This is a genomic window from Kitasatospora sp. NPDC059973 (assembly GCF_042737525.1).
Classification (GTDB): domain Bacteria; phylum Actinomycetota; class Actinomycetes; order Streptomycetales; family Streptomycetaceae; genus Kitasatospora.
The window spans coordinates 44,323-59,977 of the sequence record NZ_JBHWUI010000036.1; the positions used below are offsets into that span (position 1 = coordinate 44,323).

Here is a 15,655-nt window from a genome sequence, read left to right on the forward strand (position 1 = left end):
GTACGGGTAGCCGTTCGGCGCCCTGGTCGGCAGCGGGGATGGCGAGGGCGACTGGCCGGGCCGGTCGTAGATCGTGGCGGGGCGGGCGGTGACGGCGATGCCGTTGGCTCCGTCGAAGAACCGCTTGCCCCAGGCGGTCGGCGAGTTCTTGTCGAAGCCGTCGACCAGGTCGAGGTACTCGACGCCGCCGCCGTTGCCGCTCCAGGACCAGCCGATGTAGCCGACCGAGAGGGACTGGGCGGTGGCCATGATGGCGTCCTCGTCGGGGTTGCCGTCGCTGTGGTTGGCGCCGAACTCACCGATCACGATGGGCAGTCCGGCGTTGACGTAGGCGCCGAGGTAGGACTGGACCTCGGCGGCGGTGTCGTAGACGCCGTACATGTGGATCGAGAAGATCGTGTTGCGGTCGGGGTCGGACTGGAAGACCGAGCCGGCGTTGTCGCGCATCGTGTGGGACCAGTCCTGGCCCCAGTTCGGCCCGTCGACCATCAGGGCGTGGTGGAGGCCGGCGGCGCGGATCCTGCTGATCGCGCTCTTGGTGGCGGCGGTCCAGGCGGCGTAACCGCTGTTGCCCCAGGGTTCGTTGGCGATGTTGACGACGACGTAGGCCTCCTGGCCGGCAAGGACGCTCTTGTTGTCCACCCAGAACTGGGCGGCCCGGTCGAGCGTGGTGGCGGCGCCGTCCTCGCCGTAGCCGGTGGCGTCGTGGACCTCCAGCACGCAGATCACCTTGGCGCGCTTGCACTGGTCGATCAGGGTGGCGAGCTCGGCGGAGCCGGTGCGGGTCCAGCGGTCGCCGTTGCTGAGCACGACACGGACGGTGTTGGCGCCCCTGCCCGCGATGTCGGCGATGGCGGTGGTCCGGGTGGGGTACCAGGTGTACGCGTGGTTGACCCCTCGCATCACGAACTGGCTCCCGTTGGCCTCGTACACGCGTCCGTTACTGACGTGGATGCCGGTACCGGTGGCCTGGGCACCGCCCGGGGCGAACCCGAACACCCCGAACAGCAACCCGAAGGCGGCCGCGAGTGCTGCTCCGACCGTCGTGAGCGCTCTGCGGCTCTGCGGCTTGTCCATGGCTCTCCTCAAATCGTTTGTGGGGGCCTGGAGTCGATGGCCTTGACCGACGCGCGGGTACGCGTCGACGCCGTCATCGCCCTCCAGTCGTTCTCGAACGGCCTACCGGTGATGGGGCGTCAGGCCTTCGGGGCGCTCACCAGGGCGAGCCACGCGTCGGCCAGCAGGCGGTGGCCGAGTGGGGTGGGGTGCACGCCGTCGGCCGCGATCAGGGCGGGATCGCCCGCCGTCCGGGCGGCCTGGTTGAGCAAGCCGTCGGCGGCCAGCAGGCCCGCGTCGTGCGCGGCGGCGAGGCGGCGGACGGCCTGGATCCGGGCGTCGAGGTCGGCCCGCCAGCCCCACTGCTCCTCCCGCACGGGCACCAGGAACGGCTCGATCAGCACCAGTCGGGGAGCGCAGTGCCCGGACAGGTCTCCGAGCAGCCGGTGGTAGTCCCGCTCCCACCGGTCGACCGGGCCCGGCAGCCCCCGGTCGTGGCGGCGCCAGGTGTCGTTGACGCCGATCAGGACGGAGACCAGCCCGGGCCGGTGAGCGAGGGTGTCGGCCGGCCACCGCGCGCGCAGGTCCGTGAGGCGGTCGCCGCCCACGCCCCGGTTGAGCACCGCCGGGGTACCGGGGAGCCCGGCGGCGGCCAGCGCGGCGTAGCCGTGGCCGAGGTCTCCGGAGCAGCCGCGGTCGCGGCCGGCCTCGGTGATGCTGTCGCCCTGGAAGAGGACGGTGGTGCGGGGGTGCATGCGGGACTCCTTCCGGAGGGCCCGCCGCCCGGGCTGACGGTCACCGGGCGGCGGGCGGTCAGTGGGTCAGCCCGCCGCGGCCATCGCCTTCGCATGGGCTGCGAAGAGCTGCGCGCCGGCACGGGTGGGGTTGGCCGGGTCGTTGTTCCACATCACCCGGTGGCCGTCGTGGTCGGGGTAGAAGGAGCCGTCGTCGACGCGGGAGGTGAGCAGCCAGAACTGGTCGCCGGCCGCGCCGTTCGCGAGTGCGGCGTCGGTCCAGGCGCGATAGGCGGCGTCGCGGGTCGCGGCGTCGGGGATGTCGCGGGCCGGGTCGATCTGCAGGCCGAACTCCTCGACGACGACGGGTTTGCGGAGCTCGCGGCCGTCGGCGAGATGGTCGGTGATCCAGCGGGTGCCCCATTCGGTGGCGTTGGCGCCGTGCTTCGAGCCGCTGGTCTCCCCCCAGTTCTGCGGGTAGACGTGCACGGTCCCGTAGTCGACGGCGGGCAGCGCCGTGAGCTTGCGCCAGTCGCTGCCCTCGTAGTCGGAGTAGGGATAGTCCGCGTGGCCGGGCTCGCCGTAGAAGCCCTCGTCGCCGACGGCGAGGAGCTGGCGGGGGGCCAGGGCCTTGACGTAGTCGCTCATCTCGCGGGCCCAGCCGAGGAGCGTGGCGCCGGACTTGTCACTGCGGCAGCGCGGCTCGTTGGCGAGCTCCCAGGCCATGACGGTGGGGTCGTCGTCGTAGCGCAGCCCGGTGTAGCGGTTGCGGCGCCCGATGACGTGCTTGGCCCAGGCCCGGTAGGCCTTCTTGCAGGTGGCGTCGGTGTAGAAGCGGTCGTGGTGGGGGCCGTCGCCGTAGGAGTCGTCGGGCAGGTCGAGGAACCAGGAGACGTACTGGCGCATGCCGCCGTAGTCGGGCCAGTTGTTGACCAGCGGGAGGACCAGACGGAGACCGAGCCGGCCGGCCTTGTGGACGGCGTAGTCGAGGCTGTCGAAGGCGGCCTCGTCGTACTGGAAGGGCTTGGGCTGGAGGGCTCGGTGGGAGTGGCCGTCGCCGTCGGCGAAGGCCCAGGCGCGGATCACGGTCAGCCCCATCGCGGCGGCGTCGTTCAGCACGGCGTCGATCATGTAGTGGGACTGCTGGTGCAGGTAGTAGCAGTTGGTGCCGCCGAAGCGGAACTTCCGTCCGCTCAAGCGCAGTTCACCGTTTCTGGCGGTGACGAACGAGCGCCGTGCGCCGTCCTCGCTGCCGCGGCCCTGCCGCTGCTCGTCGTCCTGGCCGGCGCCAGTGGTGGCGGAGGCGGCGACGCCGAGCAGCGGGGTGGCGGCGACGCCGAGGGCGACGGCGCCGAGCAGGGTGCGGCGGCCGGTGGTGCGGGGCTGGTCGTTCACGGGTCTCCTCCGGACAAGCGGCGGGTGGGATGGTGCCTGGGGACGTGAGGGTCCGGTCAGCGGGCCCGCGGGACCTTGGCGCGGAACAGGGTGGCGTCACCGTCCAGCCGGACGGGTCCGCCGGCAGCGGGCAGGTAGGCGGACCGGCCGGGTCCGAGGGCGGGCCCGCCGTCGACCCGGGCGGTGCCGCGGACGCAGAGCAGGATCTGCGGTCCGTCGTCCGCGATCCGCAGGGGCGCTCCGAGTTCGATGCGGGAGAGGCTGAACTCCTCGGCGGGGGTGAGGAACTCGAGCTCTTCGGGCCCGACGGGGACGGCGGGGACGTGCTGCGGCGCGGTGGGACGGAAGTCGACCACGGCGGCCAGTCCGGCGGTGTCGACGTGCTTGGGGGTGAGGCCGCAGCGCAGCACGTTGTCGGAGTTGGCCATGATCTCGACGCCGAGGCCGTGCAGGTAGGCGTGCGGAACACCGGCGTCCAGGTAGAGGGCCTGGCCCGGGCCCAGCCGGACGTGGTTGAGGAGCATCGCGGCGAGGATCCCCGGGTCGCCGGGGTGGTCGAGGGCGGCGCCCCGGTAGGCGGCCCAGGTGGCCGCGTCCGGGTCGGCACCGGAGGCCAGGTCCGCCAGGGCGGAGGGGAGTTCGGCGGCGGCCTGCTCTCCCCTGGTCCGGTCCTCGGCGAGTGCGCCGGTCAGCACGGTGCGCAGTGCCTGGTCAGCGGGGGCGGTACGCAGCTGCCGGATCCAGGGGTCCAGTACCGGCAGTGCCAGCCGCTCCCAGAGCGCGGCGGTGGCCCTCGGGTCGCGGAAGCCGCAGAGTGCCTCGAAGTCGCTCAGTGCGCAGATCAGTTCGGGCTTGTGATGGCGGTCGCGGTAGATCCGGTGCGGGGCGTCCAGCGGGATGCCGGCGGCCTGCTCCCCGTCGTACCCGGCCGTCGCCTGGGCGGTCGTCGGGTGGACCTGCACGGAGAGGGCGTGGTCGGCGGCCAGGAGCTTCAGCAGGAAGGGCAGGCGGGGTCCGAAGCGGCCGGCCACCCGGCCGCCGAGCTCGTGCTGCGGATCCCGGGTGATGACGGTGTCCAGGCCTTCGCTGCCGTGGCCGCGGTCGATCCGGGCGGGAGCGCCGGGGTGGGCGCCCATCCACAGCTCGGCCTCGGGTACGCCGGTGGGCCGGCGGCCCGTCAGTTCGGCGAGCGCGGTGGTGGACCCCCAGCTGTAGTGGCGGATGGGAGTGGTGAGCAGGTCGGCGGTCATGTCGGTGCTCCGGTGTGCGTGGTCCCCGACCCGTCCCCGGGCCTCCTCACCCTCACGAGGAGTCGGGGACGGGTCGGGAGTCTGTGGGAGGGAGTCAGCGGGCCGGTGGCCCGCTGCTGCCGCGCGGCACCAGGACAGGGGTGGAGGCCGGGCCGGTGGGCGGTCGCTGGTGCTCGATGACGTCGAACAGGGTGCGGGCGACGAGGGCTCCGTAGCCGTGGACGTCGTGGCTCATCGCGGACAGCGGGGGGTGGGTGAGCCGGCACAGCTGGGAGTCGTCCCAGGCGATCAGCGACAGGTCGGTGGGTACCCGGAGGCCGAGTTCGGCGGCGACGGCGATGCCGGCCACGGCCATGATGTCGTTGTCGTAGATGATCGCGGTGGGGCGGTCGGCGGAGGCCAGCAGCATCCGGGTGGCCCGGGCGCCGGCCCGGCCGGAGAAGTCGGTGGGCAGGCTGCGCGGCGGCTCCAGGCCGAGCTGTTCGGCGACGGCCTCCAGCGCCCGGGTACGAATGGCGGTGTGGCCGAGTGCCGGGTCGCCGCCGACCCGGGCCAGCCGGCGGTGGCCGAGCATCGCCAGGTAGCGGACAGCGTCCTCGACGGCGGCGCAGTCGTCGGTCCAGACGGCGGCCAGCGTCCCGCCGGCGAGCGTCGGGTGGCCGGCCGCCACGGCGGGCAGGCCGAGCGCGGCTGCCGCCGGGACACGGGGGTCGGCCTCGGTGAGGTCGACCAGGACGGCGCCGCCGACGCGGCGGGCGCGCCACCAGGTGCGGTGCACGGCGATCTCCTGCTCGCGATCGCGCACCAGGCGCAGCAGCAGGGTCGCCGAGCGCTCCGCCAGGACGCTCTCGATGCCGGAGATGAACTCCATGTAGAAGGGTTCCAGGCCGAGTTGGTGCGCCGGGCGGGCGAGGACCAGTCCGACGGTCTCGCTGCCGGGGGCCCGCCGGGCCAGGCTGCGGGCGGCTCGGTCGGGCACCCAGCCGAGTTCTTCGGCGGCGGCCCGGATCCGCTGCCGGGTGGGCGCGGACACCCCGGGCCTGTCGTTGAGGGCCAGTGATACGGCGCCGGCGGAGACACCCGCGCGGGCGGCGACGTCGCGGATGGTGACGCGTACGCTCATCGCCGTGCCCTCCCGGCGGTGCTCCGGGCCGCGTTCCGGGCCGGCGGCACCGCGGCGCGGGTGCGGTGCCGCCGGACCGTCGCCCCGGGGAGCCGGTTCACTTGCTGGAGCCGGCGGCGAAGCCGGCGTAGATCAGGCGCTGGAGGGCGAGGAAGACCACCAGCGTGGGCAGGATGACCAGGATGGTGCCGGCGGAGATGATCTCCCAGTTGACGCCGAACGGTCCCTGGAAGCGGAACAGTGAGGTGGAGATGGTGCCCAGGTCGCTGGAGGGCATGTAGAGGAAGGGGATGAAGAAGTCGTTGTAGACGGTCACGCCCTTGACGATCACCACGGTGGCGATGGCGGGCTTGAGCATCGGCAGGATGATCCGCCAGTAGATCGTGAAGCTGTTGGCACCGTCGAGGCGGGCGGCTTCGTCGAGGGAGACCGGGATGGAGCGGATGAACTGCAGGAAGATGTAGATCGAGATGATGTCGGTGCCGAGGTAGAGCAGGATCGGCGCCCAGCGGGTGTTGAACGCGCCCAGGTTGTCGATGATCTGGAAGGTCGCCACTTGGGTGGTGACGCTGGGCACCAGGCTCGCCAGCAGGAAGAGCGCCATGACGAGCTTCTTCAGCCGGAAGTCGAAGCGGTCGATGGCGAAGGCGGTCATCGAGCCGATGACCACCGTGCCGGTCACCGAGACCAGCAGGATGAAGGTGGTGTTGAGGAAGGCGGGCAGCATCTTGCCCTGGGTGAAGGCGATGTGGAAGTTCTCGAAGTTGAGCCAGTTGCCCGGCAGGTCGAGCGGGCCGGTGTCGAGGGCCTCCTGACGGGTCTTCAGGGCGGTGAACATGATCACCACGAGCGGGATCAGCACGACGGCGCCGGCCAGGACCAGGGAGAGGTACTTGGCGCCGCCGGCGGCGGCGGACCGGGCGTGGATCCTCCCCGCGGCGCGGGGGTGCCGCGCGGGGGTGACGGGGTCGGTGGTCACGACAGTTCCACCCTCTCCTCCGGCACCAGGCGGCGCTGGATCCAGGTGACGAGCAGGATCAGGACGAGCAGGACGACGGCGCTGGCCGAGGCGAGGCCGTACTTGTCGAACTTGAAGGCCATGTTGATGCTCTGGATGACGAAGGTCTGCGAGCCGTTGGCGCCGCCGGTCATGATGTAGGGGATCTCGAAGACGGCCAGCGAGCCGGAGACGGCGAGGATCGCGCTGAGACTGATGACGGGCTTGATGCTGGGCGCGATGATGTGGCGGAACTGCTGCCAGCGGTTGGCGCCGTCGAGCGCGGCCGCTTCGTAGAGGTGGGGCGGGATGGACTGGATGGCGCCGAGGAACAGCACCAGGTTCAGGCCGGTGTAGCGCCACACCGACACGCCGGCCAGCGACGTGTTGACCAGGTCCGGGTCACCCATCCAGAGGTGCTCGCCGTGGACACCGAGGAGCGCGAGCAGGGAGTCCAGGGTGCCGTGCGGCCGGAAGAAATAGAGGAAGACGAAGCCGATCGCGACGCCGTTGATCAGGTACGGGAAGAAGAGGATGCCCTTGAAGAAGTTCCGGAACCTGGTGTCGAAGCTCAGCACGGTGGCGAAGTAGAGCGCCAGGCAGATCTGCACCACCGCGGCGATCAGGTAGACGCCGCTGACCAGGAACACCTTGAACAGCTCGGGGCGGGTGAACAGGTCGGTGTAGTTCTCGAACCCGACGTTGTTCTTCTCCGGGCTGATGCCGTCCCAGTCGGTGAAGCTGTAGCCGATCATGTCGCCGATCGGCAGGTAGGTGAAGGTCACCAGCAGCCCGAGCGGCACCAGCAGGTAGAGCCACGGGGTGAACCACCAGTGCCTGCGGACGCCCTCGCGCCGGGCGACGCGGTCCCGGACACCCTTGCGCCGGGCGACGCGGCCCCGGTCGGCCGGGGCGGCGGCGAGGGTGGTCCGCGCGGGGGGCTTTCCGGTGCCCCGGTCCCTCTGCAGTGCAGTCATCTTCGTTCCTTCGTAGGTCCTGGCGTCCGGTGAGCGGCACGGCCCGGCCCCGATGTCAGAGCGGGTGGGCCCGGGCCGCGCCGCTCGGTCCCGTGGGTCAGCCGACCGTCTTCTGCGACTCGGACCACTTCTTGTTGAGCTCGGCGAAGTAGCTCTTCTGGTCGCCGGCGGCGGCGCCGCGGGCGATGTCGACCAGCTTCTGCCGGTAGTCCGGGGCGTCCAGGTTGATCTCCGCGCCCTTGTCGATCTTCTTGACCGCGGCCAGCTTCTCCTGGTCCTGGCTGATCATCCGCACGCCCTTCTCGATGAACGGCTTGAGCGCGCCGGGGAGTTCGGTGCCCTTGACGGAGGAGATGCCCTGCTCGTCCTGAGCGGCACCGGACTTGTTGACGAACCAGTCGATCCAGGCCCGGGCCGCTTCCTGGTTCTTGGAGTGCTTGTTGATCGCGTACTTGTAGTCCGGCTGCAGGACGGTGCACGGAGTGCCGGTCGTCGAGGGGAAGGGCATGTAGCCGATGTCGTCCGGGTTCGCGCCGGCCTTGGAGGCGGCATCGCGCACCTGCGCGATGGACCAGGAGCCGAGGTACATCGACCCGACCTTGCCGGTGGCCAGCAGGACCTTCGAGTTGTCCCAGTTGGTGGTGGTCGGGTCCTCCTCGGAGAGCTTCTCGTGGACGACCGAGTACAGCAGGCTGTCGATGGTGAAGATGTCGTTGCCGCCGGTCCACGGCAGCGGTGTGGTGGCCATGGCGTCCTTGGCCCCGGGGTCGCAGCTCGGGGAGCTGACCGCGTCGGTCCACTGCCGCAGCGGCCAGCCGTCGTGGTAGTTGGTGTAGTACGGGGTGGCGGCGCCCTTGGCCTTGAGGGCCTTCAACGCGGTGACGAACTCCTCCGGCGTCTTCGGCCACTCGGTGACGCCGGCGTCCGCCCAGACCTTCTTGTTGTAGACGAAGCCGGTCACCGTGCCGTAGTTGGCGATGCCGTAGACCTTGCCGGCCACCGTCGAGTAGTCGGTCCACTGGTACTGCTTCGACAGCTCGGCGGCCTCGCCCAACGGCGAGAAGAAGTGGGGGAACTGGGCGATGGACAGGTCCGAGGGGATCGGCAGCACGTCACCGTAGTTCTCGGTGTTCATGCGGATCTTGACTTCGCCCTCGTAGTCCTTCATCCCCTCGAACTTCACCTTGACGTTCGGGTAGACCTTCTTGAACTCGGCGGCGTACTTGTCCAGGATGCCCTCGCCGAGCTGGTCCGTGCGGTTCGTCAGGACCGTGATCGAGCCCGACACCTTGGCCGGGTCGGCGTTGACCGTCGGGACCGAGGAAGCGCCGTCGCCGCCGTTGCTGCTACACGCCGTGAGCACCACCGTGGTCGCGGCCGCGACGGCCACCCATCCTCTTCGCATCTCGCTCATCCTTCGTGCTGATCGTCTTGTGACACGGGGGAGGCAACATCCAGCAGGCCTGGCCGGTCTCCCTGGCTGCTGGACGCTTAACGTAGACGTCACTTCGCCGTCATGTCCATAGAGCGGTCAACATTGATATCCACCAGTTCTGTGTCCAATCAAGGTGCTCTTTACTAAAATATTGCCTAACAAGATATCGAATCGTCCTTGATGCCCCGATCCCGACCGGCGTGCGCTGGACAACGTTGTCGCAGTGGATCAGAATCACCGGGATCGCCCCGGCGGCGCCCCGTCCAGCACTGCGGCGCCCCCTGTCACCCCTGCGGAGAAGTTACAATGAGTTACGATATGGCCGCTCCCGCAACGACACCCGGACCTGCTGGGCCGGCCCCGGGCGGCGCCCTCGCGGGACCGCTGATCGCGGCTGTCGACATCGGTGGCACCAAGATCGCCGGCGGCCTGGTCGACACCGACGGCACACTGCTCCACCAGCTCCAGGTGCCCACCCCCGCCGACGGTGACCGGCACGAGCTGATGGCCGCCGTCGACCACGTCCTCGACGACCTCGCCCGCCTCCCCGCCTGGCAGCACGTCCGGGCCCTCGGCATCGGCAGCGCCGGCCCCGTCGACATCGCCGCCGGCACCGTCAGCCCGGTCAACCTGCCCGGCTGGCGCGGTTTCCCGCTGCGCTCCGAGGCCGCCGTGCACCCCGCCGTCCGCGGCCTTCCGGTCGTGCTCGGCGGCGACGCCGTCGCCATGACCGCGGCCGAACACTGGCGCGGCGCCGCCCGCCCCTTCCGCAACGCACTGTGCCTGGTGGTCTCCACCGGCGTGGGCGCCGGGCTGGTGCTCGACGGCCGCCTGCACACCGGCGCCACCGGCAACGCCGGGCACCTCGGCCACATCAGCGTCGACTACCGGGGCCGCCCCTGCCCCTGCGGCTCCCGCGGCTGCCTCGAAGGACTGGCCTCCGGCACCGCCATCGCCCGCACCGCCGCGGAACTCGGCTGGCGGCCCGGCCCGGACGGCGTCGCCACCGCGGGCGCGGTCGCCGTCGCCGCCCGGGCCGGCGACCCGCTCGCCCTGACCGCCTACGACCGCGCCGCCCTGGCGCTGGCTGCCGGGATCGCCGCCACCGCCACCCTCGTCGAGATCGAGGCCGCGGTGATCGGCGGCGGCGTGGCCAGGGCCGGCTCCGTCCTCTTCGACCCGCTCACCCGCCACCTCGCCTCGTACGCCACCCTGTCCTTCGCCCGCGGACTGAGCCTGGTGCCCGCGCACCTGGGCACCGACGCCGGCCTGGTCGGCGCCGCCGCCCTCGCCCTCCCGGCCCTGCCCGCCCACCGCTGACGCCCTTGGCCTTCCCGCCGACCCGCCGGACGACGGCGCCGACCCGCCGGACGCCGGCGCCGACCCGCCGGACGACGGCGCCGTCCCGCGCCGGCCCTGCCCTCCGAACCCGGATCCCCACCCGCCCGACGGCCCGGGGATCGGCGGAGAAGGCCCCGCCGCCCGCGAGATGAGCCGCGGGCACGCGGCGGTCCGCCGGCCGGGCGACCTGACAGGATGTACCGGGAACGCGTGCACGCGCGTCGCCGGGCCACCAGCCGTCGGAGGGGAACAGCATGCAGCACCGGGTGACGATCCGAGACGTCGCCGCCCGCGCCGGGGTCTCCGCCGGCGCCGTCTCGCTCGCCCTCAACGACCGGCCCGGCGTCTCGCAGGAGACCCGCCGCCGCATCACCGAAGCCGCCCGCGAACTCGGCTGGTCCCCCAATCTCGCCGCCCGTTCACTGGCCCGCGGCCCCCGGGTGCACACCATCGGCATGGCGATCAGCCGCGACGCCGTGGCCGAGGGTCTCGACGCCCTCCACATGGCGCTCATCGGCGGCATCGAGAACGTCCTGTCGGAACGCCCCTGCTCCCTGCTGCTCCACCTCACCGCCAGCAGGGAGATGGAGATCGCCCTCTACAAGCAGTGGTGGCAGTCCGGCCAGGTCAACGGAGCGGTGCTGACCGGGGTGACCGCGGACGACCCCCGGATCGAGCCGACCCACCGTCTGGGCATGCCGGTGGTCGCCGTCACCCACCCGGACCACAGCGGGCCCTTCCCGGCGGTCTGGATGGACGAAGCGGCGGCGATCACGGAGGCCGTGCGCTACCTCGCCGTCCTGGGGCACCGCCGGATCGCGCACATCACGGGCCCGGCCAGGCTCGGCAGCGCGCTGGTCCGCTCGCGGGCGTTCGAGGACGTCGCCGTCGAACTGTCTCTCCAGGACCACCGCCACGTGCCCACCGACCTGTCCGCGCACCAGGGCGCCAGAGCCACCCGGGAACTGCTCGCCTCCGATCGGCGGCCGACCGCGATCGTCTACGACAACGACATCATGGCCGTGGCCGGCCTGTCGGTCGCCGCCGAGTTGGGCCTGCGGGTCCCCGAGGACGTGTCGCTCGTCGCCTGGGACGACTCCGACCTGTGCCAGATCACCAGGCCCGGACTGTCCGCCCTCAGCCACGATCCGTTCGCGTTCGGCTCCGAGATCGCGCGGTGCCTGCTCGAACTGCTGGACACCGGACGGGCCGATTCCCGCATTCCCGGTACGCCCGTCCTGGTCCCGCGCGGTACCACCGGCCCGCCGCCGCGCCGGCCGTGAGCCCTGCCCGTGCTCAGGGCCGGGCCGCTCGGACGCGTGGTGCGGCGGTGCTTCCGCGGGGTGTCAGCTGCGGGGCGGTGTCTTCGTAACCGCCGCTCTTCTGCCCCGAGATCAGCGCCAGCAGAGTCCGGGCGGCGTGCGCGCCGTAGGCGTGGATGTCCCGGGTCAACGCGGTCAGCGCGGGCCGTACCACCTGGACGAGTGGGGAGTCGTCCCAGGCGACGATCGACAGGTCCCCGGGCACCTGGAGTCCGATCTCCTGCGCGACCGACAGGCCGGCCACGGCCATGATGTCGTTGTCGTACAGGATCGCGGTGGGCCGGTCGGGGGTGAGCAGCAGACGCCGCGTCGCCCGCGCACCCTCCACGCCGGTGTAGTCGGTGTGGACGACCGGCGCGGCCTCCAGCCCCAACTCCCGGCACACGGTGGTGAAGGCCACGTCACGCAGTGAGGTGTGCACCAGGCCGGTGAGCCCGGCGACCCGGCCGACCCGGTGATGGCCCAGCGCCGCGAGGTACTCCAGCGTCTCGCGGATCGCCGCGGCGTCGTCGGACCACACCGGGGTCAGGCCACCCGAGCCGGACGGGTGACCGATGACGACCGTCGGCAGGCCGAGCTCCTCCAGGGCCGGCACCCGCGCGTCGTCCTCCCGCAGGTCCACCAGAATCGCACCGTCGATCTGCCGCTCGCCCCACCAGCGCCGGTACGCCTCCAGTCCGCGTTCGTGGTCGGAGACCACCTGGAGCGCCAGCGAATAGGAGGCGTCGGACAGGATGTTCTCGATCCCACCGATCAGCTCCATGAAGAACGGCTCGGTCCCCAGCATCCGGGCCGGACGCGCCAGCGCCAGACCCACCGCCGATGACTTCGCCCCGCTCAGCGCCCGGGCGGCGCTGTTGCGCACGAACCCGATCTCCTCGGCGACCTCCGCGATCCGGGCCCGGGTCGCCTCCGAGACGCCCGGCTGGCCGTTGAGCGCGTTCGAGACGGAGACCTTCGACACGCCGACGATCTTGGCGATGTCGGCGATCGTCGGCCGTCGCCCGGCCGGACGCTGCTGCGGGGACACCTGATCCACGAGGACCCTTCTGAACGGCTGGGGCAGACCTTGCGCCCCCAAGCTACTACGGGCCCGGGCGTCCGCAGAAGCCGCCCCGGGATGCTCGGGGCAACCGGTTAACCAGCGGTTGACAGCGAGCAGGTGCCAACAATGGCGCCATTGGAGTGAAGCGGTTAACTCGACGAGCGCCGTAGCCGGACGCGCCGGCGGCCGCCTCGGCGCGACCGCCGCCGACTCCGGTCGCGCCCCCGCGGTCGGAGATGGCGCGCCGGTGCGGCTCAGCAGGCGGCCTGCCGCACACCAGTGATCGACCGCAGCTGGCGAACCGGTAAAGGAACGGCACTTAACTCCACGCTCACCGTCAACGATCGGCGAGCTCCCGTAGGCTCGATGGCCAGCCCCAGCAGGGACTTCATCGCTCGACTGGGCCCAGAAACCTCACCTAACCGGTTTATGGACAGGTTCAGTAGGAGGGGCTACGGTTGCTCCCACCCGCCTTCGGAACCACCCCCACAGCGAATGGAGCCGAACGATGAAGGACGTCACCCAGCTCGACCAGGGCTGGGCCCTGCACCACGCGGGGAGTCGGCTCCCCGCCGCCGTGCCCGGCTGCGTCCACACCGATCTGCTGGCCGCCGGCCTGACCCCGGACCCGTTCCTGGAGGCCAACGAGACCGACGTCGCCTGGGTCAGCCGCCAGGACTGGACCTACACCCTGGACCTGCCCGACCACGGCACCCGGCACGAGCGCACCGACCTGGTCTTCGAAGGGCTCGACACCGCCGCCACGATCACCCTCGGCGGCACGGAACTCGGCTCCACCCGCAACATGCACCGCGGCTACCGCTTCGACGCCACCCGCCTGACCGGCGAGCTGGCGGTGCGCTTCACCAGCGCCTACCGGGAGGCCGAGCGGGTGCGCGCCCTGGTCGGCGACCGCCCCAACGTCTATCCGGAGCCGTTCCAGTACATCCGCAAGATGGCCGCGAGCTTCGGTTGGGACTGGGGCCCGACCCTGCCCGGCGCCGGCATCTGGCGACCGGCCCGGATCGAGCGCTGGTCCACCGCCCGACTGGCCCGGGTGCGCCCGCACACCACCGTCAACGGCACCACCGGCACCGTCGAACTCCACCTCGACCTGGAGCGCACCACCACCGGCGCGGCCCGCGAGCTCACGGCCACCGCCACCATCGGCGACCACACCGCCACGGTCGCCCTCCCGGGCGGCCAGGACACCGCCGTCATCGTCCTGGACCTCCCCGACCCCGCGCTCTGGTGGCCGCGCGGCTACGGCGACCAGGCCCTGTACGACCTCGACGTGACGCTCGCCGACGCGCAGGGGCCGCTCGACAGCTGGCACCGCCGCGTCGGCTTCCGCACCATCGAGCTCGACACCTCCGACGACGAACACGGCAGCGGCTTCACCCTGGCGGTCAACGGCGTCCGCCTGTTCGTCCGGGGCGTCAACTGGATCCCCGACGACACCCTGGTCAGCCAGGTCACGCCCGAACGCTACCGGGAGCGCCTCACCCGCGCCGCCGAGGCCAACGTCGACCTCGTGCGGGTCTGGGGCGGCGGCATCTACGAGGACGAGGCCTTCTACGACACCTGCGACGAACTCGGCCTGATGGTCTGGCAGGACTTCCTCTTCGCCTGCGCCGCCTACCCGGAGGAGCAGCCGCTGCGCGGCGAGATCGAGGCCGAGGCCCGCGAGAACGTCGTCCGCCTCATGCCGCACCCCTCACTCGTGCTGTGGAACGGCAACAACGAGAACCTCTGGGGCTTCCGCGACTGGGGCTGGGAGACCGAACTCGCCTCGGCCTCCTGGGGCGAGGGCTACTACCTCGGCGTGCTGCCCCGCATCGTCGCCGAACTCGACCCCACCCGCCCCTACACGGCCGGCAGCCCCTGGTCCGGCAGCTGGGACCACCACCCCAACGACGTCGACCACGGCACCCACCACTCCTGGGAGGTGTGGAACCGCCAGGACTACGCCGAGTACCGGGCCACCGTCCCCCGCTTCGTCGCCGAGTTCGGCTGGCAAGCCCCGCCCGCCCACGCCACCCTGCGCCGCGCCCTGCCCACCGAAGAACTGGCCGCCGGCTCCCCCGGCATGCTCCACCACCAGAAGGCCGAGGACGGCAACGGCAAGCTCGACCGCGGCGTCGAGCGCCACTTCGACCTCCCCGCCGACTTCGACCGCTGGCACTACCTCACCCAGGTCGTCCAGGCCCGCGCCGTCGCCGCCGGCATCGAGCACTGGCGCTCCCACTGGCCCCGCTGTGCGGGGACCGTCGTCTGGCAGCTCAACGACTGCTGGCCGGTCTCCTCCTGGGCCGCCATCGACGGCGACGGCCGCCTCAAGCCGCTCTGGTACGAGCTGCGCCGCGTCTTCGCCGACCGACTCATCACCATCCAGCCGACCACCGACGACGCCGCCCCGACCCTCGCCCTGGCCAACCAGGCAGCCCAGCCCTGGCACACCGTCGTCACCCTGCGCAGGGTCTCCGCCGACGGCACCACCACCACGACGACCGAACTGCCGGTGACCGTCGAAGCCCGCTCGGTGCTGCGCCTGCCGGTACCGAACGCGCTGGCGCCGACGGCCGGCTCGACCAAGGAGTTCCTGGCCGCCGACGCCGACGACCTGCGTGCGGTGCACTTCCCGGTACCGGACAAGCACTTCGACTACGCGCGGCCCGAGTTCGACGTGACCGTGGAGCCGGTGGCCGGCGACGACACGGCCCTCGACATCGTGGTCACCGCCCACACCCTCGTCCGCGACCTGCTGCTGCAGGCGGACCGGCTGGCGCCCGACGCGGTCGCCGACCGAGGCCTCCTGACCCTGCTCGCGGGCGAGCGGGCCCGGATCCGGATCACCGGAGCGCCCGGTGTCGACGCCGACACCGCCCGCACCGCCCTGTACTGCGTGGAACCCGCGTGACCAGGTCCACCTGACGCGCCGCTGGCGGCTCGCTGCTGCCGGGCTCCCACCGCCGGCAGC

General features: G+C 71.8%; 12 protein-coding genes. 3 read left to right on the plus strand and 9 right to left on the minus strand.

The window, feature by feature from the left end; translation table 11 throughout:
* From ACFWA9_RS13035 to ACFWA9_RS13070, 8 genes are all read right to left on the minus strand, one after another.
* The coding region (locus tag ACFWA9_RS13035; RefSeq protein ID WP_380386370.1) for a glycoside hydrolase family 5 protein at window positions 1-1,077 on the minus strand (1,077 nt) is incomplete at its 3' end.
* Between the two features lie 119 nt (window positions 1,078-1,196).
* The gene (locus ACFWA9_RS13040) at window positions 1,197-1,811 is read right to left on the minus strand and encodes an SGNH/GDSL hydrolase family protein (protein WP_380386373.1); all 615 of its coding nucleotides are present in this window, start codon (window positions 1,809-1,811) and stop codon (window positions 1,197-1,199) included.
* A gap of 66 nt (window positions 1,812-1,877) precedes the next feature.
* Window positions 1,878-3,185, minus strand: coding sequence for a cellulase family glycosylhydrolase (locus ACFWA9_RS13045; RefSeq protein ID WP_380386376.1), 1,308 nt, complete (start codon window positions 3,183-3,185; stop codon window positions 1,878-1,880).
* 56 nt (window positions 3,186-3,241) lie between these two features.
* Window positions 3,242-4,435 (minus strand): mannose-6-phosphate isomerase, class I, encoded by a 1,194-nt coding sequence (gene manA, locus ACFWA9_RS13050; protein WP_380386379.1) that lies wholly within the window; start codon window positions 4,433-4,435, stop codon window positions 3,242-3,244.
* Between the two features lie 94 nt (window positions 4,436-4,529).
* Window positions 4,530-5,558 carry a LacI family DNA-binding transcriptional regulator gene (locus ACFWA9_RS13055; RefSeq protein ID WP_380386382.1) on the minus strand — a complete coding sequence of 343 codons (1,029 nt, stop codon included), beginning with the start codon at window positions 5,556-5,558 and terminating at the stop codon, window positions 4,530-4,532.
* 97 nt (window positions 5,559-5,655) lie between these two features.
* Window positions 5,656-6,537 (minus strand): carbohydrate ABC transporter permease, encoded by an 882-nt coding sequence (locus ACFWA9_RS13060; RefSeq protein ID WP_380386385.1) that lies wholly within the window; start codon window positions 6,535-6,537, stop codon window positions 5,656-5,658.
* On the minus strand, window positions 6,534-7,532 hold the full coding sequence (locus ACFWA9_RS13065; protein ID WP_380386388.1) for a carbohydrate ABC transporter permease: 999 nt from the start codon (window positions 7,530-7,532) through the stop codon (window positions 6,534-6,536). The genes ACFWA9_RS13060 and ACFWA9_RS13065 overlap by 4 nt, the downstream gene beginning before the upstream one ends.
* A 97-nt stretch (window positions 7,533-7,629) precedes the next feature.
* A complete protein-coding gene (locus tag ACFWA9_RS13070) occupies window positions 7,630-8,937 on the minus strand; it encodes an extracellular solute-binding protein (protein WP_380386391.1) in 1,308 nt (435 codons plus the stop codon).
* 348 nt (window positions 8,938-9,285) lie between these two features.
* Between ACFWA9_RS13070 and ACFWA9_RS13075 the strand changes: the two genes are divergently transcribed.
* Together ACFWA9_RS13075 and ACFWA9_RS13080 are read left to right on the plus strand one after the other, a co-directional pair.
* The gene (locus ACFWA9_RS13075) at window positions 9,286-10,287 is read left to right on the plus strand and encodes an ROK family protein (RefSeq protein WP_380386394.1); all 1,002 of its coding nucleotides are present in this window, start codon (window positions 9,286-9,288) and stop codon (window positions 10,285-10,287) included.
* Between the two features lie 275 nt (window positions 10,288-10,562).
* Window positions 10,563-11,591, plus strand: coding sequence for a LacI family DNA-binding transcriptional regulator (locus tag ACFWA9_RS13080; protein WP_380386396.1), 1,029 nt, complete (start codon window positions 10,563-10,565; stop codon window positions 11,589-11,591).
* Between the two features lie 13 nt (window positions 11,592-11,604).
* On the opposite strand, the gene ACFWA9_RS13085 is transcribed toward ACFWA9_RS13080, so the two are convergent.
* Window positions 11,605-12,660, minus strand: a complete 1,056-nt coding sequence (locus ACFWA9_RS13085; RefSeq protein WP_380386401.1) for a LacI family DNA-binding transcriptional regulator — start codon at window positions 12,658-12,660, stop codon at window positions 11,605-11,607.
* Window positions 12,661-13,183: 523 nt separating this feature from the next.
* Here ACFWA9_RS13085 and ACFWA9_RS13090 point away from each other — a divergent pair.
* Window positions 13,184-15,595 (plus strand): glycoside hydrolase family 2 protein, encoded by a 2,412-nt coding sequence (locus ACFWA9_RS13090; RefSeq protein WP_380386399.1) that lies wholly within the window; start codon window positions 13,184-13,186, stop codon window positions 15,593-15,595.
* Window positions 15,596-15,655 lie beyond the last annotated feature (60 nt).